At 35.5% G+C, this 22,213-nt stretch carries 17 protein-coding genes; 11 read left to right on the top strand and 6 right to left on the bottom strand.

Annotated elements, in window-relative coordinates; translation table 11 throughout:
* Positions 1–10 precede the first annotated feature (10 nt).
* The 3 genes from AYC65_RS06870 to ychF all read left to right on the top strand — a co-directional run bounded on the left by AYC65_RS06870 (position 11) and on the right by ychF (position 2,276).
* Positions 11–688 carry a DUF4197 family protein gene (locus tag AYC65_RS06870; protein WP_034867093.1) on the top strand — a complete coding sequence of 226 codons (678 nt, stop codon included), beginning with the start codon at positions 11–13 and terminating at the stop codon, positions 686–688.
* Between the two features lie 63 nt (positions 689–751).
* Positions 752–1,060: a YbeD family protein gene (locus AYC65_RS06865; protein ID WP_034867096.1), complete on the top strand. Its 309-nt coding sequence runs from the start codon at positions 752–754 to the stop codon at positions 1,058–1,060.
* Positions 1,061–1,094: 34 nt separating this feature from the next.
* Positions 1,095–2,276, top strand: a complete 1,182-nt coding sequence (gene ychF, locus AYC65_RS06860) for a redox-regulated ATPase YchF (protein WP_375600824.1) — start codon at positions 1,095–1,097, stop codon at positions 2,274–2,276.
* A 106-nt stretch (positions 2,277–2,382) separates the two neighbouring features.
* Here the strand turns inward: ychF and AYC65_RS06855 are convergent, their stop codons facing one another.
* Complete coding sequence (locus AYC65_RS06855) at positions 2,383–3,543, bottom strand: methionine aminotransferase (RefSeq protein WP_034867098.1); 1,161 nt, start codon at positions 3,541–3,543, stop codon at positions 2,383–2,385.
* 99 nt (positions 3,544–3,642) lie between these two features.
* Here AYC65_RS06855 and AYC65_RS06850 point away from each other — a divergent pair, with 99 nt between their 5' ends.
* From AYC65_RS06850 to AYC65_RS06825, 6 genes are all read left to right on the top strand, one after another.
* Positions 3,643–5,538 (top strand): DNA topoisomerase IV subunit B, encoded by a 1,896-nt coding sequence (locus AYC65_RS06850; protein ID WP_034867100.1) that lies wholly within the window; start codon positions 3,643–3,645, stop codon positions 5,536–5,538.
* A 122-nt stretch (positions 5,539–5,660) separates the two neighbouring features.
* On the top strand, positions 5,661–8,237 hold the full coding sequence (locus AYC65_RS06845) for a DNA gyrase/topoisomerase IV subunit A (protein ID WP_034867102.1): 2,577 nt from the start codon (positions 5,661–5,663) through the stop codon (positions 8,235–8,237).
* Between the two features lie 128 nt (positions 8,238–8,365).
* Entirely contained in the window at positions 8,366–8,797 is a 432-nt protein-coding gene (locus AYC65_RS06840) for a DUF4268 domain-containing protein (RefSeq protein WP_009088440.1), read from the top strand.
* The gene (locus AYC65_RS06835) at positions 8,790–11,525 is read left to right on the top strand and encodes a PD-(D/E)XK nuclease family protein (protein ID WP_034867105.1); all 2,736 of its coding nucleotides are present in this window, start codon (positions 8,790–8,792) and stop codon (positions 11,523–11,525) included. Before AYC65_RS06840 ends, AYC65_RS06835 begins: the two co-directional genes overlap by 8 nt.
* A gap of 26 nt (positions 11,526–11,551) precedes the next feature.
* Positions 11,552–12,187, top strand: coding sequence for a LysE family translocator (locus tag AYC65_RS06830; protein ID WP_034867107.1), 636 nt, complete (start codon positions 11,552–11,554; stop codon positions 12,185–12,187).
* Positions 12,188–12,300: 113 nt separating this feature from the next.
* Positions 12,301–14,442: an outer membrane beta-barrel family protein gene (locus tag AYC65_RS06825; RefSeq protein ID WP_034867108.1), complete on the top strand. Its 2,142-nt coding sequence runs from the start codon at positions 12,301–12,303 to the stop codon at positions 14,440–14,442.
* 113 nt (positions 14,443–14,555) lie between these two features.
* Here the strand turns inward: AYC65_RS06825 and AYC65_RS06820 are convergent, their stop codons facing one another.
* Positions 14,556–14,933 carry a YchJ family protein gene (locus AYC65_RS06820; RefSeq protein ID WP_034867110.1) on the bottom strand — a complete coding sequence of 126 codons (378 nt, stop codon included), beginning with the start codon at positions 14,931–14,933 and terminating at the stop codon, positions 14,556–14,558.
* A gap of 102 nt (positions 14,934–15,035) precedes the next feature.
* Complete coding sequence (locus AYC65_RS06815; RefSeq protein ID WP_052114604.1) at positions 15,036–15,839, bottom strand: hypothetical protein; 804 nt, start codon at positions 15,837–15,839, stop codon at positions 15,036–15,038.
* 178 nt (positions 15,840–16,017) lie between these two features.
* Here AYC65_RS06815 and AYC65_RS06810 point away from each other — a divergent pair, with 178 nt between their 5' ends.
* Together AYC65_RS06810 and AYC65_RS06805 are read left to right on the top strand one after the other, a co-directional pair.
* Complete coding sequence (locus AYC65_RS06810) at positions 16,018–17,916, top strand: sensor histidine kinase (protein WP_034867112.1); 1,899 nt, start codon at positions 16,018–16,020, stop codon at positions 17,914–17,916.
* A complete protein-coding gene (locus tag AYC65_RS06805; protein WP_034867114.1) occupies positions 17,885–18,511 on the top strand; it encodes a response regulator transcription factor in 627 nt (208 codons plus the stop codon). Before AYC65_RS06810 ends, AYC65_RS06805 begins: the two co-directional genes overlap by 32 nt.
* Before the next feature lie 52 nt (positions 18,512–18,563).
* Here AYC65_RS06805 and AYC65_RS06800 read toward each other — a convergent pair whose 3' ends face one another.
* From AYC65_RS06800 to AYC65_RS06790, 3 genes are all read right to left on the bottom strand, one after another.
* Entirely contained in the window at positions 18,564–20,939 is a 2,376-nt protein-coding gene (locus AYC65_RS06800; RefSeq protein WP_034867117.1) for an outer membrane beta-barrel family protein, read from the bottom strand.
* A 248-nt stretch (positions 20,940–21,187) separates the two neighbouring features.
* On the bottom strand, positions 21,188–21,931 hold the full coding sequence (locus AYC65_RS06795) for a hypothetical protein (protein WP_034867120.1): 744 nt from the start codon (positions 21,929–21,931) through the stop codon (positions 21,188–21,190).
* Positions 21,921–22,211 (bottom strand): hypothetical protein, encoded by a 291-nt coding sequence (locus AYC65_RS06790; RefSeq protein WP_034867123.1) that lies wholly within the window; start codon positions 22,209–22,211, stop codon positions 21,921–21,923. Before AYC65_RS06790 ends, AYC65_RS06795 begins: the two co-directional genes overlap by 11 nt.
* Positions 22,212–22,213: the final 2 nt, after the last annotated feature.

Below are 22,213 nucleotides of genomic sequence, written 5' to 3'. Positions count from 1 at the left end.
AAAAGTAATTATGAAAAAAACAGTTTTTGTACTCACTACGGGAGTATTAGCAGCAGGAAGTCTTGCGTCGTGTGGTTCAAATTTAGGCGGGACAATGGGGGTTGGTGCATTACAAAATCTTCTTTTCAATGCCAGTAGCCAGGGATTCAATATATTGGGAAATCCACAGGAATTTATGACCAATGCATTAATTGAGTCCGCAATGCCGGAAGAGCTCCGCAAAGTAAACAATACTTTGGAGTCTGTAGGATTAGGCAATCTTGTAAAAAAAGAAAAACAATATATTGCTGAAGCAGCAAAGCTTACCGTTAATACTTCTAAACCAATTGTAACTCAGGCTATCAGAGAAATGACCGTTACAGATGCGATTAACATTGCTTCCGGCGGAAAAGGAGCCGCTACAGCTTATCTGAAAAATAAAACAAGAGAAAAGTTAATCAGCGCAATTCAGCCGCAGGTAGATGCAAAACTTAACGAATACGGAATTGTAAAAAGTGTGAATACAGCTCTAAGTGGAAGCAGCATCAGTGGTATCTTAGGTACAATTCTGGGTACAGATAAGAAAAATAATGTAAATGCGGCATCTCCAATCACCAGATTAGCTTCCGAGCAGATGGTAAACGGACTATTCTATGTAATTGAAAATTACGAAGTAAACAACGTTACCAATCCTAATGCATGGAAATAATCTAAGTTTTATTAAATTGCAGCATTATTTCACTAACCTTTTATAAGGTTTTACATAAAGATCATGAACAAGGAAAACAATATTAACAAAGCACCTAACCCTGAAGAATTTTACAAAAAGCTGCATACACAGCTGGAAGAGCATCATAATTTTCCAGAGGACTATACTTTCAAATTCATTATCGAAAACAATCCAAGTCTGCTGACTGATATTTATAAAGTTTTCGATGAAACCAAAAATACGTTTTCAACGCGGGAAAGCAGTAATGGAAAATACATGAGTTGTACCATCGTAGCATTTGTTCTGGATGCAGAACATGTAATAAGGCTATATAAAGAAACAGCTAAGATAGAAGGGGTTATTATGTTATAAACCTGAACTTTAAAAATATTTAAATCCCGACTTTATGTTGGGATTTTTTATTCTCAATGTATTCCTGAAAACCAGATTTTCAAATAAACAGTTTAAACCTTATCTTTGCACAAATTATTTTTTAATGAAATGTGGTATCGTAGGTTTACCCAACGTAGGTAAATCAACTCTTTTTAACTGTTTAAGTAACGCTAAAGCTCAGAGCGCTAACTATCCATTCTGTACTATAGAACCAAACGTAGGGACTGTTTCTGTTCCGGATCAGCGTTTATTCGAACTGGAAAAGCTTGTAAAACCAGAGAGAGTTTTACCTGCAGTTGTAGAAATTGTAGATATCGCAGGACTTGTAAAAGGAGCGAGTAAAGGTGAAGGTTTAGGAAACCAGTTCCTGGCTAACATCCGTGAATGTGAAGCAATTATTCACGTATTAAGATGTTTTGAAAACGACAACATTACTCACGTAGAAGGTACTGTTGATCCGTTAAGAGATAAAGATATCATCGATATCGAACTACAGCTTAAGGACTTAGAAGCCGTATCTAAAGCAGTAGATAAAGCTAAGAAATTAACAAAATCTGGTAAAAGAGATGATGTTTTAGCTTACGAAACTTTAGTAAAACTTTCAGAATTTATTGAAAGTGGAAGAAATGCCAGAGAATTTCCTGCAGATGATTTCCAAACCGGAATTATTTCTGAAATCCAATTGCTAACAAACAAGCCGGTTCTTTACGTTTGTAACGTAGACGAGAATTCTGTGAAAAACGGTAATCCTTGGATTGAAAAGATTGAAGCTATGGCAAAATCTGAAAATGCCGAAACTATTGTTTTAGCTGCTCAAATTGAGGCAGATATCAACGAACTGGAAACATTTGAAGAAAGACAAATCTTCCTTGAAGAACTTGGATTAGAAGAACCAGGTGTAAACCGTCTTATTCGTACTGCATATACCTTATTAGACCTTCAGACATACTTTACTGCGGGAGTAAAAGAAGTAAGAGCTTGGACTATCGGAAAAGGATGGACGGCTCCACAAGCTGCCGGTGTCATCCATACTGACTTTGAAAAAGGATTTATCCGTGCTGAAGTAATTAAGTATAACGACTATATCCAATATGGTACTGAAGCTAAAATTAAAGAAGCTGGCAAACTTGGAGTAGAAGGAAAGGAATATATCGTACAGGATGGCGATATTATGCATTTCAGATTTAATGTGTAAATAATCAATCATCAAAATATACAATAAAAGCTTCCCATGGGAAGCTTTTATTGTATTACGGAGCCGTATCAAGGTTCGAACCTTGACACGGCTAATTAAGCAAGATTTATAAAAATCGTGGCGCCAGCTTCTGTAAATTTTCCAGTGCATGTTCTATTGTTTCATTCTTTTTGGCAAAACAGAAGCGTATTACACTTTCATCCGTGCCATCTTCATAGAAAGAAGAGAACGGAATTGTAGCTACTTTGTGTTCCTTGGTCAGCCATTGAGCAAATTCCAAATCTCCCAAATCTGAAAACTTTTTATAAGAAGCAGACAGAAAATAAGTAGCCTCAGGAATTAAAACTTCAAATCCAATTTCTGACAAACCTTTTGCCAGCAGATCTCTTTTTTCCTGAAAGAATCCCGGTAATCCTGTATAACTATCCGGGTTTTGCAAAAGCTCTGCTATAGTATACTGAGCAGGCGTATTTACACTAAATACATTGTACTGATGCACTTTTTTCACCTCCTGCATAATAGATTCCGGAGCCAGCACATACCCCAGCTTCCAGCCTGTAATATGGTACAGCTTCCCAAAAGAAGCCACAATAATACTTCTATCTTTCAATTGAGACTGACTGAGACTTAGGTGCTTTTTACCATCAAACACAATATTTTCATACACATCATCACTTAGAATAACGATGTTGGTATTTTCAACCAAAGCTGTCAATTGGGAAATATCTTCTGCATCCAAAATATTCCCAGCCGGATTATTCGGATTATTAATGATAATCATCTTTGTTTTATCCGTTATCAGTTGCTTTACAACCGACCAGTCAATCTTATAATCGGGATAATGAAGTTTCATCGTTTTAGGAATTCCTCCAAAAAGTCTGATCACCGGAATGTAAGAATCATAGGCAGGTTCAAAGACAATAACTTCATCTCCTGCATTCACCAACGCAGCAATAGAACAGAAGAGAGCCTCTGTTGCACCTGCTGTAACCATTACTTCAGATTCCGGGCTATAATCTATACTATAACAATACTTTACTTTTTCAGAAATCGCATTACGTAATGGTTCTACACCCATCATTGGAGCATACTGATTAAAACCTTTTACAGCATATTTACCAATACTCTCTAACAATTTTTCATCCGGATAAAAATCGGGAAAACCCTGTGAAAGATTTACAGCATTTTCCTGCTGAGACAACATAGACATCCTTGTAAAAATAGTCGTTTGAACCTCAGGAAGTTTTGAATTTAAAAGCAACGGCATTATATTTTTTTTGACAAACAAAAATACTTATAAAGCATTACTCTAAGGCATAAAAACTCACAAAAAATCACTATTTTTGTAGATATTACAATTTCAAGAATGTCTGAAAACACTACTGTTAACTATTCCGAAGATAATATACGATCCCTCGAGTGGCAGGAGCATGTAAGATTGCGTCCCGGCATGTACATCGGAAAATTGGGAGATGGTTCTTCCGCCGATGATGGTATCTATATTCTCTTAAAAGAAATCATCGATAACTCGATTGATGAATTTGCCATGAACTCTGGTAAAAGAATCGAAATAAAACTGGATGAAGGAAAGGCCATTATCCGGGATTATGGTCGTGGTATTCCTTTGGGTAAAGTTGTAGATGCGGTATCCAAAATGAATACCGGTGGTAAATACGATTCCAAAGCCTTCAAAAAATCTGTAGGTCTGAACGGAGTAGGTTCCAAGGCTGTAAATGCCCTTTCTAACTTTTTCAAAGTAAAATCAGTTCGTGAAGGAAGAGCCAAAGTAGCTGAATTTAGTCAGGGGGTTATTGTACAGGATTTTCCGGAAGCAGATACTACCGAAAGAAATGGTACCGAAATTACTTTTGTACCAGATGATACAATCTTCACCAACTATCGTTTCAGAAAAGAGTACATCGAGAAGATGCTTAAAAATTACTCTTATCTGAATCCAGGGCTGAAAATTGTATTCAACGGACAGGTATTTGTTTCAGAGAACGGTCTTAAAGACCTCCTTCAGGATGAAATTGATGGTGAAATCCTTTACCCAATCATTCACCTGAAAGACAATGATATTGAAGTTGCTATTACGCACTCGGACAAATCTCAGTCCGAAACGTATTTTTCATTTGTTAACGGGCAGAATACAACACAAGGGGGAACACACCTCAATGCTTTCCGTGAAGCATTTGTAAAAACTGTTCGAGAATTTTATAATAAAAGTTATGAAGCTGCCGATGTAAGAAAATCTATTATCGCTGCTATTTCCATAAAAGTAGAAGAACCTGTTTTCGAATCTCAGACCAAAACCAAACTGGGAAGTAACGAAATGGGGCCGGGGCAAGTTACTGTACGTACTTTCGTAAATGACTTCCTTAAAAACAAACTTGATAATTTCCTTCATAAAGAACCAGAAACATCGGAAGCTTTATTAAAGAAAATTATCGTTTCCGAAAGAGAAAGAAAAGAGCTTTCCGGTATTCAGAAACTGGCTCGTGAGCGTGCAAAGAAAGTATCGCTTCACAATAAAAAACTTAGAGACTGCCGTCAGCATTACAACGACCAGAAAGCCGATCGTAAATCGGAAACTATGATCTTTATTACCGAGGGAGATTCCGCATCAGGATCTATCACGAAAAGCCGTGATGTAGAGACACAGGCGGTATTCAGTTTAAAAGGTAAACCCTTAAACTGCTACGGGCTGACCAAGAAGGTAGTTTACGAAAATGAAGAATTCAACCTGCTTCAGGCAGCTCTTAATATTGAGGAGAGTTTGGAAGATCTTCGTTATAATCAGGTTATTATCGCCACCGATGCCGATGTCGATGGTATGCACATCCGATTACTAATGATTACTTTCTTCTTGCAATTCTTCCCGGATGTTATCAAGAACGGACATTTATATATCCTTCAGACACCTTTGTTCAGGGTTAGAAATAAAAAAGAAACCCGCTACTGTTACAGCGAGGCTGAAAGAGTAAAGGCATTGAATGAGCTAGGGAAAAATCCCGAAATCACGCGATTCAAGGGACTTGGTGAAATCTCTCCGGATGAATTCAAACACTTTATCGGGAAGGATATTCGTCTTGAACCTGTTGTTATGGGTAAAGATACTACTATAGACCAACTACTGGAATTCTATATGGGTAAAAATACACCAGACAGACAAAACTTCATTCTGGAGAATCTTGTTGTAGAAGATACAGACATCGAGAAAAAAGAACTGAAAGAAGAGGTCGTAACAGAAACAGAAGGATAATCAAATACTTCGACAAACTCAGTATGACAACGCTAAAACTTAGTTAATCAACATTATAGCAGTAACCTCTGAATATGTCGATTTCTTATTCTTATAAATAATATACAGCGCTACCAATATAAATGGAAGAAAACAATTTAAACCACGCAGAAGAATCATTAAAGAAAGTTTCCGGGCTTTACCAGGACTGGTTTCTGGATTATGCCTCTTATGTAATTCTTGACCGTGCAATTCCGTCCGTATATGACGGACTGAAACCCGTACAGCGAAGAATTATGCATTCTATGCGTGAGCTGGAAGACGGACGTTATAACAAAGTTGCCAATATCGTAGGTAACACGATGAAATATCACCCACATGGTGATGCGTCTATTACCGACGCGATGGTACAAATCGGACAGAAAGAATTATTGATAGATACACAGGGAAACTGGGGAAATATATTCACGGGAGATAGTGCAGCTGCAGCCCGTTATATAGAAGCCAGGCTAACTCCTTTCGCTCTGGAAGTAGTCTTCAATCCGAAAACTACCGAATGGTCTAAATCTTATGACGGAAGAAATAACGAACCTATTGATCTTCCTGTAAAGTTCCCTTTGCTTCTGGCACAGGGAGTAGAAGGGATTGGTGTAGGTCTTTCTACCAAAATCTTACCACACAACTTTAACGAATTAGTCAACGCATCTGTTGCTTACCTGAAAAAGAAACCTTTCCAGGTATTTCCTGACTTTCTTACAGAAGGTCTGCTGGATGTTTCTGAATACAATGACGGACAACGTGGTGGTAAGGTAAGAGCAAGAGCAAGAATTACCCAAAAAGATAAGCATACGCTTATTGTAACAGAACTTCCATTTTCCAAAACGACTGGGGACCTTATTGATAGTATCATCAAGGCGAATGAGAAAGGGAAGATTAAAATCAAGAAAATTGAAGATAATACTTCGGATAAGGTAGAAATTTTAATTCACCTTCATCCGGATGTATCACCAGATAAAACAATTGATGCATTATATGCATTTACCGACTGCCAGGTAACTATTTCACCAAATGCCTGTGTTATTGTAGGGGATAAACCAATGTTCCTGAATGTTTCTGACATTCTGAAAATGAATACAGATCATACTGTATCATTACTGAAACTGGAATTAGAGATAGAACTTGGAGAGCTTGAAGAGAAATGGCATTTTGCATCTCTTGAAAAAATCTTCATAGAAAATGAGATCTATCAGGAGATTAAAAACAGAGCTTCCAAAGAGGAGGTGTACGGTGCAATTGATCTGGCTCTAAATCCATTTACCAAGCACCTGATGCGCGAAGTTACTGTTGAGGATATCATCAGACTAACGGAACTTCCTTTCATGAGAATATCCCGTTATGATCAGGATAAAGCTCTGGAAAATATTGCAGCACTGGAAGGAAAAATAGAGCAGGTGAAACATCATCTGGCGAATCTTATTACCTATGCAATAGATTACTTCCTGAATATCCAGAAAAAATATGGAAAGAATAAAGAGAGAAGAACTGAACTAAGAATTTTCGATACTATCGACGCAACTAAGGTAGCTGTAGCGAATGAGAAATTCTATGCTAACTTCGATGAAGGCTTTATCGGTACTTCACTGAAAAAAGACCAGTTCCTTTTTGAATGTTCGGATATTGACGATATTATTATCTTCCGTAAAGATGGTACCATGCTCGTTACCAAGGTAGAGTCTAAAACTTTTGTTGGCAAAAATATACTGCACGTTGGCATCTGGAAGAAAAATGATAAGCGTACGGTTTATAACATGATCTATCGCGAAGGCAAAGAAGGACCTTATTACATGAAGCGTTTCTTTGTTACCGGTGTTATCAGAAGCAATGAATACAACCTGGCATCGGATAAGAAAGGCTCGGAAGTACTTTACTTCTCTGCCAACGCCAATGGTGAAGCTGAAGTTGTAAACGTATTACTGAAACCAAGTGCCCGTATCCGTAAAAACAAACTGGATATAGACTTCTCTGAATTGGCGATAAAGGGTAGAGACTCTAAAGGTAATCTGGTAACCAAATATCCGATTAAAAAGATCGAAATGAAGGAGGAAGGTGTTTCTACACTGGCTCCTCGTAAAATATGGTTTGATGAAGCTGTAAGAAGGCTGAATGCTGATGCAAGAGGTACTTTCCTGGGAACTTTTAAAGGTGAAGACAAAATCTTATTGGTTACACCAAAAGGAGAGGCTCGCCTTGTAAGCTTTGATCTTTCTAACCGTTTCGATGATGAATATATTATCCTTGAAAAATGGAAGCCGGAACAGTCAATAGGCTGTATCTACTATGATGGTGAGAAAGAACGTTATTTTGTAAAGCGTTTCTTATTGGAAAGCACAAACAATCCACAGCTATTCTTCCCGTCGGAACACCCTAAATCTTTTGTAGAGTGGGTAAGTACCGGTAAAAATGCATCAGCTGAACTGATCTTCAGTAAAGAAAAAGGAAAAGATAAAGATCCGGAAACTATACTGATAGATGAATTTATTACTGTAAAAGGTATTAAAGCATTAGGAAATCAGCTGTCAAAAGATAAAATACGAACCATCAACATTACAATTCCTGAACCTGAAGAGGAGGAAGTAATTGAAGAAATTCCGGATATCTCTGAGGATTTTGATGATGATGGTACAATAGGAAATCTGTTTGAGGAAGGAGACGATAACTAAAACAGTTTGACTTCACACAGAATAGTATAAAACAAACCTCATAGGCATAGAAACCTGTGAGGTTTAATATAAAATAGCCAGACAAATGGCTGGCATTAAACAAAACAAATAAAAGGTTCACACTCAATATGTTCTCCAAACAAGAAGCGGCACAACTGAAGACAGAATTTTGGACAGCTTTCGGGAAATCATTTCCCCGGAAGTGGCTTTTATATGATACAAAAATCAAAGATTTTTCTTTCAAATTTTACGCAGATAATAAGAAAGCAGAAGTTTCTTTAGATATAGAAATGAAAGATGAGCTTTTCAGAAATGCCTATTATGAGAAAATTGAATCGCTGGAAAATTTATTACGAGAAGATTATCTTCCGGATGCTATTATGGAGGAGCATTACTTTCTGGAAAGCGGAAAAGAAATAAGCCGTATTTGGGTACAGAAAGAAAATGTAAGTATCTTCAATAAAAATTCGTGGCAGGAAACTTTCGAATTTTTTGTAGAAAAAATGACTGCCTTCGAAAACTTTTATCAGGACTTTGAAGATTTTATAAAAGATGTCTGAAACTACCCAACATAGTTTTCTAAACAAAATTGTTGACAGTCTCCTTCAGCAGGACAAACCTCTTCATGCCTATACTTTTATACTTCCGGGTAAACGTCCGGCAGTTTTTATCAAAAAGATTCTGGCAGAGAAACAATACGAAGGAATACTGCCGAAATTTCAGACTATTGACGAGCTCATTACAGAAATATCCGGACTACAGCAGATCTCGGGTATTCCTTTATGGCTTTTCGCTTACAAAACCTACGGTAAAATAGACCCGAAAGAGGATATACAGTCTTTCCTGAAATGGTTCCCAACACTTTTAAAGGATTGGGATGATATGCTGAAGTTTTCTAAAAGTGATACTCCGGTTCTGGAATTTATGCTTTCAGACGAACGTATCAAGAACTGGGGCGAACTGCTTGGTGAAGATAAACCACACCGACGCAACCTGAACTTCTGGCAGAAAATGAATTCTTTTCTTCCGCTGCTGAAAAAAGAATTGCTTCAGGAAAATCTGGCAACTCCCGGAATTATTCACGAAAAGGTAAAAGAAACTGTAAGCCACTTTGCTGAAACTACAAAACTACAGTTGGTATTCTGTGGCTTTAATGCTTTTACGCCTGTAGAAGAAAAGTTGGTCAGAAATCTCCTGCAATGGGATAAAGCATTATGTTTTTTCCAGGCAGACGAATATTATATCAAAGACAGACGCCAGGAAGCCGGAAAATTTCTGCGCGAACATCAGCATTGGAAAGAGTTTAATGAATACAGACCTTTCAGCTGGATAGAAAATCATTTTTCGGAAAATAAAAACATTCAGGTATTCGAAGTTTCCGGAAATATTGCACAGACAAAACTTCTTCCGCATATTCTCGATGATCTTCGGAAACAAAACCCTGAACTAAATAATACTGCAGTTGTTCTTCTGGACGAAAACCTGCTGCCACCAACGCTGGAAAGTCTCCAGCATCTGGTGAAAAGTCTGAACATTACAATGGGGTTCCCACTGAAGAATTTATCATTCAGTGTGGCCATGAAAAAGCTTTTTTATCTGCAAAAACAGTTGGATAAAAACAGTTCGTCTTATTATTACGCAGATCTTGTTCCCTTGTTAGAGGAACTACCATACAAGAAAGAAGATGAACCTATTATTAAAGGTTTTCTGGAACAGCTGGAAGAAAGGAATCTGGTCTATATTTCCAGAAAACTGTTTAATGAGCTTTTAGGAAGTATATCATATATTAATTTACTTACCAAACCAAATGATCCAAAAGTATATCTGGATACACTTATCGACTTCTGCGTCTCATGTAAGTTTGAAAAGATAAACGATATAGATTATGAAAATATATCGAGCTTCGAGAAAGCGTTTATAAGTCTTAAAAATCAGTTACAACAATATGATTTCCTTGTAGACATCATTACTCTGGAAGTATTGGTTAACCAACTCGTAAGTACCGAAACCATAGATTTTGAAGGGGAGCCTCTTTCGGGATTACAGCTTATGGGACTTTTGGAAACCCGTTTGCTGAATTTTGAAAATGTCATTATGCTTTCTATAAACGAAGGTAAACTACCATTAGGGAGAACCCAGAATACTTACCTGCCTTTCGATGTCCGTCGTAATTTCGGAATGAACACTTTTCTGGAAAACGATTCTATCTATGCATATCATTTTTACCGACTTATTCAGGAAGCTAAAAATGTATACATGCTCTTTAACGGGCTTACAAGTGGGGTAAATATCGGTGAGAAAAGCCGTTTCATCACTCAGATCGAAATGGAAAGTCAGCATCAGATACAAAATTATGTTGTAGACAGCTCTTCTGAACCTGTGAATCAGGAACCGATACGCATCAGGAAAACATCATTGGTGCTGGAAAAACTGGAGCTTTGGAAACAGAAAGTTTCACCTTCTCATCTCAATGCTTATCTCTATAATCCATTGGATTTCTATCTGAATCAGATTCTGAACACAAGACTTCCGGATGAACTGGAAGAAGAGATATCGGTTCGTAACTTTGGTAACCTTGTACACTATACACTGGATTATCTTTACCAGAGCTTACTAAACAGAAAACTGACAACAGCAGATCTTAAACAAGCTCAGAACAAAGTAGAGGAGGCGTTGGACTATATTATTATAGAAAAACTAAAACATTCCCCGGATTATTATAAACGCGGAATGAATTACATTCATAAATCGGTTGCTAAAAGGACACTTCAGAATATCATTCAGAAAGATCTGGACGATGTAGAGCTAGGAAACTCATTGGAAATTCTGGCTCTGGAGCATAATATTCATGCTGATTTTTATCTGGATGACCAGCAGCAGGATAAAATAAGTTTTAATGGCTTTGCCGACAGAATAGACCGCTTCAACGGAACACTCCGCATTATCGACTATAAAAGTGCTAAAGCGGGTGACCTTAATGTAAAGTCTAATCCTAAAAAGGATGAAGACACGCAGTTATTTGATAAAAAATACAAACAGGAAGTGCAGCTATCTATCTATGCACATTGCGCGCTGACTTCCGGTGCTTTTCCGGATCAGGAAGTACAATGTGGTATATGGAGCTTTGTAGCACCTGATGAGGGACCTAAAATGCTAAATATATCCGGAGACAGCTATATTAGTAAATCTGACCTTGAACTACCAATGAAATCGGTAAAGTCTATTATACTGGATATTCTGAATCCGGAGAAGGACTTTGTTGAAGAGGACAGTACAGGGTGGGGCTAAACAGTTTTTAAAAATATATTAATAAAATGATACCAATTCACGATCTTATCTTTTTTATTATAGCAGCTTTTATCTTAGTAATCAGTCCTGGCCCTAATATGATCTATCTGATCTCCAGAACCATAACACAGGGAAGAAAAGCAGGTCTTACATCGCTTGCAGGTGTTGTTTGTGGATTCCTGTTTCATATCGTAATGGTCTCTTTTGGGCTGACAGCAGTACTCTTTGCTGTACCATATGCCTATGTTGTACTAAAGACTTTAGGAACAGTTTACCTTTTGTATTTAGCCTATCAGGCAATAAAGCCTAACAGCAAAAATATATTTGAAGTAGATCAGAATATTTCTATTGACCGCCCCCGGAAATTATTTACCGTAGGTTTTCTTACGAATGTACTCAATCCTAAAGTAGCTGTTTTCTATCTGTCCTTCTTTCCACAGTTTATCAAACCTCAATATGGCTCCATTTTCACTCAGAGTCTGGAACTGGGAGTTATACAGGTATTTGTAAGTTTTAGTATCAACTTTACCATTGTACTAACTGCTGCACAAGCCGCACGTTTCTTTGCAAAGAACCCAACATGGATAAAAGCTCAGAAATGGTTTATGGCAAGTGTAATAGGTTTTCTTGCCATAAAAATGGCACTTTCAAAAGCGAAATAGAAAATAAAATTACAGATAGGGAAGCAAACGAATAGCTCAAAATAATTTTATTTTTTTGAATCTGGTGTAACAATCTTCATAGATTGTTGTCTTATTAATAAAATATCATTTGAATGAAAATAACTATATCTTCAATTGCGTTATTAATGGGATCATTAGTTATTGCTCAAGCCAAAAATGATACTATCAGAGAGAAAAAAAGTCAGATAGAAGGCGTTATTCTTACAGCAAGAAAGCCCACTGTGGAATCAAAAGTAGACAGAACTATTTTTAATGTATCCAACAGCTCTATTCTGGCAGGAAATACCACTTGGGATGTTTTGAGAATGACCCCTTTGGTAAACATTGATAATAATGATGTTATAAAAGCAGAAGGAGAATCGGTAACGGTCTACATTAACGACAGAAAATCTGTATTTACAGGAAAAGAATTAAAAGAGTACCTGAAAACCATTCCTGCAGATAATCTTTTAAAAATTGAGATAATTACAAGCCCTTCATCCCGTTATGAAACAACCGGATCAGTTATCAATATTGTATTAAAGAAAAGAGATGATGAGGGAATTAAAGGAAGTGTAACCTTCAATAACAGGCAAAATTCCAAAAATTCACAGTATACCAATTTCAACCTCAATTATCATAAGAAAAATTTCACCCAGACCTTGATCGGGAGTTATGGTAATAATAATAACTTTCAGAAAAACACCAATGCCAACACTTTATATAAAGACAATGATGTTACCAATATTGTCAATGAAATTCTAAGTTCAAATAAAAGCCCTTCTATATCGTCCACTTCTGAATATGAGTTGAACGATAAAAACAGCATAGGCCTTATTCTGGAGTATTATCAAAGTAAAAATGTATCAACTTCTGATGCTGACTTTAACAGAACCAAAAACGGGGTTCCATTTGATACCTACCATCAGGATCAGGATGTAAACGGCCGTTACCTTACAGTAGGAGTCAATCTCTTTTATAAATATTATGATAAGAATAAAAATAAGATTTTGAATATCGATTTAGGATCTAATTACAATTCTCAGAAAAATCAGAATGAATTTTTAAAAAACTATAGTACTTCATCAGATATCAACCAACTTGGAATTAGTTCTCATGAACAAATGCGTAATTATTATATTAAGATAGATTATACGCAACCTTTAGGAAAAAATGGAAGTATTGAGGTAGGTGGAAAAATGGATTTCAATAATAATGTCGTCCCTAACAATATTTACGGAAATAATATAGATAGGCTCCATACCAATGATATCTTTCATTATGAAGAAAATATCAATTCTCTATACATAAACTATAGTAAAACCTTCTTTAAAAAACTCGAAACAAGAATCGGGTTCCGTTATGAAAACATTGTTTATAAAATGAGGGAGGATGTTTCAGCTACTTCAAGAAAAGATTCTTATGGTACGTTGCTTCCTAATTTATTGCTTAAATATTCTTTCTCAGAAAACTATGATTTGAGCCTTACTTATAATCGTAATCTATGGCGCCCATGGTACACCGAATTCAATCCTTTCCTTGTTCCTACCAACGAAGGAACATTCTCACGCGGAAATATGGATTTGGAACCGAACCCGAGTCACAGGCTTTATATGAAGTTCGGATTTAAGAAAAAGTATTTTCTTTCAGCAAGATATATGTATACTGACCGGGATTATTGGACTACTTTTATAGAAGAAAATGGTAAAATTATTACTCTTCCAGCCAATCTGAATGGAAAAGTGAAAAAATATTATCTTTTTGCAAATACCAATCAGACTTTTTTGAAGAATAAACTCAATATCAATATAGGAGCAGGGTGGTATTATATTGATAATCATGATTTTAATGAGAGAAATAATCTCAGAAGTAAAAATTATATCAGTTATATAGGAGCTTCAGCCAATATCTCGTATACTAATATTTTTAACAAAAACATTAACCTGAGTGCATGGGTGGAACTCTCTAACCCCAACAATGGAAACTCTCTGACCAATAAAACAAATATCTTCCATAATATCTCTGCTACAAAAATATTCCCAAAAACACAAATGGAGGTAAGTTTGCAATTGATGAATATCTTCAACAGACCAGTTTTCGATAATACCACCTATAGCCCGGATGGTACCTTCAGATCTGTTATGAGGTCAGATTGGTATGGATTTTCACTTTCATTCGTAAAACGTTTTGGAAATAGTAAAGTAAAAGGAAATACCAAAACAGATGTAGAGAAAAACAGCGGTGGCCAAAAGTAAGTTTCAGCATAAATTTAATTATGGCACTAAGTTTTTCTATAAAATCCAACATAAAAATAAACCATGGTAAGATATCTTACCATGGTTTATTTTTGAACTTTTGTTGAGTCTGATTACTCCATAAAATCCCCTGATACATAATACCAACGGTTGTGCATCTTCTGAAAGTAGGAAAACTCATGATGAATTTGTTCCTGACCTTCTGAGTTGATGAAATAGGCTTTGAATTCCACATGATTTAATGCCGGAGTTCTTACAATTTCCAGCTTTGTCCATTGGTTCATTTCTCCCCATTCCTGCATATCTGCTTTGTCATGGAATTTACGTTTTCCGGGATGGGTAGTTTCCATCAGATATTCTCCGTTAGGAATCGCATAGGCTGAATATCGGGAACGCATAAGGGCTTCAGCAGTAAGTGCATGTTTTTCTTTTCTGTGAAAAGGTGCACAACATTCTTCATAGGTTTTACCCGAACAGCAAGGACAATTCATCTGATTTCTTTTTTTTTGCAAAGATAGGGGAATTACGTAACTATACTCAGTAAACCCCACAGGTTTTAAAAATCTGTGGGGTAATTTTGGAGAACCGGAAATTTACTTTATTGTTTTTACTATTTCTTTTAAAAGTTTATCCAAATCTTCTTTAGATAAGTTTCCTTCAACTTTTTGCAAAGCAGTCATTATTATTTGATTTTTTAAAATTTCTGCCTTTGCTTCTTCCTGTTTTGTTTTTTCAGATTCTAGATCTACTTTAGCCTCTTCTTTAGCTATTTCCTCAGTACTGCCTATTATAGAGGTAAATAATTTTGTGATTTCACTACTCGCCAAAGTTGTTTGAAACATTGAAAGTTCATTAATGTTTGCCTTTTCTCCTTCCATTTGAATATTTATACTCGCATTTTTATTACTTAAATTCTGAATGAATTGTTGAATATCTTTTTTCTCATCTGCAGTTGCATAATATAATTCATTTAATCTATAAAGAGCATCACGTAACATATTAACTGCTGCCGTACGTTTCCCGAGTTCGGCAATACTTTTTTGTGCCTTAAATGCAGCTTCAGCCTCACCTATATCGCCTTTTAAACCTTTTACTTTTGCAGTAATTTCTGTTATAGTTTGTAAAGCTGCATCTGGTGGATTTTCAGAAAGCATTCGAATTCGTTGGTTCTTATCAACATAAAGCATGGAACCCCTTCTCGTTGTATCATATTGTGCCCAAAATAATGTAGGCTGAATAAATGTAGAATCCTTTTCAATCTTTACACCAGCTTTTTCTGTTCTGACTTTTTCTGTTCTGGTAAATAAATTTAATTGCTTAATCGAGGCTTTTCTATTTTGTCCCCAAGCTGTAGCTACCCAACCGAGCAGCACTAATACTAATAATTTTGTTTTCATAATATTTTTTTTAAAAGATTTATTGTTTTTATTTCGAAGTTAGCCTCGTTATTAGCAGGATACAATACCGTAAATCGGGTATTTTTAATTAATATTTTAAATATCAAAACTAATAAGTGTAAAAAATACCATATTAAAGGTATTTTCAATATGATATAATTCTGGTAAATTTGATGAAATGCCGTTCAGAAATTTATATACCAGAATTTTTCTTCTTACAGTTGTAATATGCTGTTCTGTACGGCTATTGGCAAATAGTAAGGATACTCTTAAGTTATCGGGTGCCAACAGTATTAATATTATTCCTTACCTCCGATATTATAAAGACTGCGATAAGTTATCGGAAAAAGCAATATGGAATAAATATCTGGCAGGTAGTTTTCGGCAGCATAACGATGAACATGTTATCAATAACGGTTTTACAACATGTTCATATTGGTATACACTTACAATAAGCAATATATCTGACCGGGAAGAACTCTATTACTGGAATTTTTATAATGATGGCATTCTCTTTACTCTGTACGAAACGGATGGTCTGTACCAGTTAAAAAAAGCAGGAAGTCTTAACAACAGGTTATCTCTTTCAGAAAGAAAGATACCAATAAGAAGCCTGACATTTCCTGTTAATTTTAAGCTCGGGGAAACGAAGCATTTTTTTTTAAAAACACAGGCTATAGGGCATGCCAATCTTTATTTTCCAACGGACATCTCTACAGAAAAGGATATTTTAATCTATGAAGTGGATTTTGCTTTTCTTATGGGACGTTATTATGGTTTCTTCCTTTTCTCAGCCCTGTTTAATCTGTTATTATTTATTATTATCCGGCGCCGGTTATACGGATATATGTTTGGTTACACCTCTTTTCTGCTAATGTTTGCCCTTTCAGAGTATCTATATGATCCGTATTTTTATCCTGAACAAGTGTATATATGGATAAGCATCTGTCCGAAAATGTTTTATATACTCTGTGCTTTATTTTTTTATACAAAAGTCTTTCAGAAATTCACCAACCATAGCAGCTTTCTTCCGGAATGGAATCGGATACTGAATTACTCAAACTCATTTTTATTAGTAATTGCTATCCTGTTTTTTATTTTGAAAATAATTTTTCGCACGGATAATGGTTTTTCATCTTCTTTTTATCTTATCATCAGCACCATTATAGGTACACATCTTATCTTACTCTTTACCAATATATTTTATTCTGCCGGGAAAGGAAATAAGTATACCTGCTATTATCTCTTATGTAATATCATCTTCATTGCTTCCATAATAATCTATATATTAAATACTCTGGATCTGACTTCTGTAAGAGTAATGCTACAGCCAGGTTATATGATTATAGGAATGGCGTTCGAACTGATTACATTATCTATTGTTTTCATTATAAAATACCGGAACGATTTCATCGGACTGAACCGTAAGCTCCAAAAAGAAAAAGAACAGCAGGTATTTCTGGCATCCGAATTAATAAAATCTCAGGAAACCGAACGACAGGCTATTGCCGACAATCTTCATGACGGACTTGGCAATACGCTTAATGCTTTAAAACTAACATTAGCAAGTACCGGAAATTTTGAAAATGATAATATTCAGAAAATTTTCACTCTGGCTAACCAGCAATTTCGTGAGCTTATCTATCAGATTGCTCCAAAAGAAATAGGAGAGTATGGATTATACAGAGCAACAGAGCAATCCTTAAATGTGTTTAAAGCTTCCCGGATTCAGTTTAGTATCAATTTTATGGGTAATGAAAATCTTCTTCATGAAGATCTGAAGATAAATATCTATCGAATATTTCAGGAACTCATTAATAATATTATCAGACATTCTGATGCCGCTTTTGTTGATATAACAATGGATACGAATGAAAAGGAGTTTATCCTGCAGATTGAAGATAACGGAAAGGGAGTAGTACAGAATACTGCGGAAGGTATGGGCGTTAAAAGTATTAAAAACCGTACAGCATATTATAACGGAACCTATCATCAGGAGAATTTAAATCCCGGAATGATTAGCATCATACAAATACCACTGAATAATGAAAACAACAAAAATTATTATTCTGGATGACCACAGATTGTTCTGTGAAGGTCTTCAGTATATTCTGAAAAATACAGAAGAGTTTGAAGTTATCCGTCATTTTCAGACGGGAGAAGAGTTAATAGCTTCTAAAGAAATTCATCAGGCAGATCTGCTTATTCTGGATATTAATCTTCATGGAAAATCCGGTATCGAAATTGCCCGGGAAATAAGACCATATTTTCGCCATCTGAAAATTGTATGCCTCTCTATGTTATATGACACTTATACACTAAATAAACTACAAAATATCGGAGTATCCGGATTTTTTCCGAAAGAAATAGATGCCTGTGAACTGATTAGCTATCTCAAAAAAATTATTGCTGATAACAGTTTTCATACTAAACCTGCCTGTCTGCAGTCTGAAAATGTAAAGGTCTGGAACAAAGACTATAATTTATCAGATAAAGAAATTGAAATTATAACTTTATTATATCTGGGAAAAACAAATAAAGAAATTGCAGTTCTGCTCAGCAGGAGTACTTATACTATAGAAACCCACCGCAAGAATATAGCCCGTAAAACAAATACCCATAATCTTGCTGAACTTATAAAGCTGGCAAAAGAAAAATGCTGGCTAGATTAAACGTTGAATCACCACCAGCATTTGCTAAACTATAATTACTGATCAGAATTTATTAAGATCCGCCATTACCACCCGCTCTGTTTTGTTCTTCAAATTTAACTTGCTTGGTAGCACCTTTCACATTATTATTCCCGAATTTATAAGTCACGGAAAGGTTTACGTTTCGCGTAATGCCTTTGTAATAATACTCTGAGTTGAAATCCTGATAGTATTCGGTACCTTTTGAGCGATTGGTATTGAAAATATCATTCACCGTTAAATTAAATAATAAATTCTTTTCCAGAAAGCTTGCTTTCAGCCCTATATATGCAGAAAAATTTCCGTTGAAGTAAGTATTACCACTACGTTCCGGTATATTACTCCATAACCCAAGTACAAATGTGAGGCTTTTATCTTTTTTCAGGAAAAAATTATTATCCAGATTAAAGTTGGCTCCGTAACCTGACATACCTGAAATTACCTGCGGTATATAGGATTTCGATTTGGCATAATATCCGTTTATGAAAATATTAGATTCCAGCCATTTCAGCTTATTATAATTGTAACTGATATTAATTCCCGCACTATTCTGATTATAAAAATTAAGCGTTGTACTATACTTTAATCCGTCTTCTATCATCTGAACTCTATCCCAGTTAGCTTTGGTATAATTGTAATAAGCTGTTATATTCAGGTTATTTTTCAATACATAACCAAACTCTAAATTATCCGTAAACGTTGGCTGCAAATAAGGATTTCCTGTACTGTATTCAAAATCCGAAGTATAATATTTAAACGGATTCAGGTTTCCAAAATAGGGACGGCTGATTCTCCGGGAGTAGTTCACAGAAAATGAATGATTATCATTCGGTTTATAGCTTACATAAGCTGTAGGAAAGAACTTTCCGTATTTATTGGTAGATGTGAGATTTTCGTTTGGTGAATAGCCTTTCAGATGGGTATATTCATAACGCAATCCTGCCTTAGCATCCCATTTATCATTGATTTTAAAACTCGTTGAAATATAAGCGGCATAATTCTCTTCATTATAAAAGAAATTATTACTTCTTTTTGTATTGAATACATTCTGACCATTCAGGATATCATAAAAATTAAATTCTGAATCATTTTTAATCTTCGTAAACTTAATTCCGGATTCTGTTTTTATTTTGGAAAAGTTCTTCTCCAAATCTGCCTGACCCGAATAGATTTTATATTGGCTGACAGGATTAACGAAAGTGGAAGTTTTTGTATTGGTTATCGTATTATAATAGTTATTCGCATTAGAGTTATTAATCATCATATTGGCCGAGATACTCAGCTTACTACCCAATGAATCCAGTTTCAAGTCGTAGAAAGCAGTAGCATTGTGCACATTTCTTTTATTCCTGTTGTTTGAATCTGATGCAAATGACCGATCACCCTTTTCATCTCTTATGCTGGTAGAATTCTGGGCTTGTTCCAATGGATTGCTAAATGAATAGTTATAACTAACACCTATCAGATTTTTATCATTTATCTTGTATTCTGTTTTTACATTACCACTTTTATAACGGTAATTAGAAGAGGTTTTCTCATCAGTATTCCAGTAGTTATTATTTCCATTACCCGAATTATAAGTATAAGCTTTTCCCTGCCAGTAATTGTCACCAGTAGACAGATTCGTAGATACTGAAAGTTTCTTCCCCTGGTAATTGAAACTTAAACCACTTCTGCTGGAAACGGTTGGTCTGCCGAAATAGTAGTTTCCGGAAGATTGTAAGGACGCATTCCAGCCCAGATTGGTATTTTTCTTCAGGATAATATTGATCAGTCCACTTTTACCTTCCGCCTCATAACGTGCCGGTGGAGTAGTGATTACTTCAATTCTTGCAATATCATCTGATCTTAACGTCTTTAGATAATTGATCAATTCCTGACCAGAAAGATTAAGCAGCTTATCATTCACCATTACGGCAACATTACTTTTACCTGCAATTGATATTGCTTCGTCTGTTGTACGCACCATAGGTGTTTTGGCTAGTGCTTCTACTAAATCCAACCCTTGTGATGCTACCGAGTTCTCAACATTGAAAACCAGACGATCTACTTTTCTTTCAATTAGCTTTTTCTTTCCTGTTACCGTAACACCTTCAACTTTGGTTTCTGTAGTCTTGGGTAACGGAATCAAAAAATTCCTGTTTATATTACCCTCTATGGCTATATTTTCGGATAGGAGTTTTTCACCTTCCCTAAAGATTTCAATCTGATAAGTTCCGTTTTCTTTCAGTTTTATATTAAAGATTCCTTCAGCATCACTGATACCGGATATTTTTTCTGTACCCTTAGATAATATAATTTCAGAATCCGGAACTTGTTTTTTGTTTTCATAACTCAGCTTTCCCTGTATGCTTTGTGCAAACGAAAAAACAGATGTGATAAGCCCTATTAATATGTAATTTTTTTTCATAATTTTTTACTTTTAATCATAACACAACAGAAGGCAAAGTTCTGTTACATCAAGCATACAACTTTTTGTATATCAGCTATATAACCGAAATAATACCAATTAAAAACAAACACATTAATAATTGAGAATCAATTAATTACATTTTTAATATCTTTAAAATGTGTCTAAAAATGAACACTATTGTTCGTTTTCGGACAAAATAAAAGCTCTGCAATTGCAGAGCTTTTTATATGATAAAGAATTAAAATTTAATTAAAAGGGACCAGTTTGTCATTCGGAAGGTCATATTCATATAAATCTCCGTTACGCTGGTCAATATAGAGCCACTGCGCTACACTGAAACGGTTCTCAAATTCAATTCCCAACCCTAAAACAATATAATCTTTGCCTTGTTCATTTCGCTCTTCAATAGAGTAGGTGAGCTCTTCATTATTCTTCAGATGAAGTAACAACAGTTTGTTCCTGGTATTTGCCAGATAATACTGCACATTATTGTAAATATCATCTCTTTCTTCGTTTGACAAATCAAGATCTTGACCAAATGTATATTTTACAGGTTTTGTATAACGTTGCTTAAACAGAGACAATGCACCATCCTTAATCTTCTTTACAGAAACCAGCATTTTGCGGTCTTCTTTCCGGTCGTTGTCTCCGGCAATCTCAATATGACCTTTTTTCCATTTAACTTCTACTAGGTCTCCACGGTTAAGATCTTTATCTACAGCCTGAGCTACAAAACTTTCAGTTTTTCCGTTATCCTTAATCAGAAGATAAAGATAATCTCCAATTTCCTCATAGCCATAGAAGTCTGCTGTAATCATCTGTCCCGTACTCTTTGGATGATCAACCTTTATTGAATCAGAAGCCATAACAGCAGAAGAATCTGGTTTAGCAGTTTCTGAAGGTACTGAACCTTCATTTTTCTTACATGAAACTATAAGTAAAGCCGCTACAAGCGGAAGTGTTTTTAAATTCATAAAACTAGTCCTCATTTGCCGAGGATTTTAATTTCAGATACTTTCGCTCGTAAAGCATCCACATTAAGTAATAATACAGAACAAAACCTGCTGCTAACAACACAACTACATTAATTGCTATTGACAGCCAAAGGTTTTGAGGATCTGTGGTCTCTAATACAAAATACTGAAAAAGAATAACAAAAACTACTGTAAACAAAGACCATCTTAGTCCGTCATACAATGCATATTTAGTTCTTCCTTTTTGTCTTTTCTGTTCCCAGAAAGTTATAAAATCTTTATCCGAATCTTTCAATT

Origin of the sequence: Elizabethkingia bruuniana (assembly GCF_002024805.1) — a bacterium.
In the GTDB taxonomy this organism is placed as follows: domain Bacteria; phylum Bacteroidota; class Bacteroidia; order Flavobacteriales; family Weeksellaceae; genus Elizabethkingia; species Elizabethkingia bruuniana.
The sequence above is the reverse complement of the archived record's forward strand: the minus strand, read 5'-3'. Positions and strand labels throughout refer to the sequence as shown.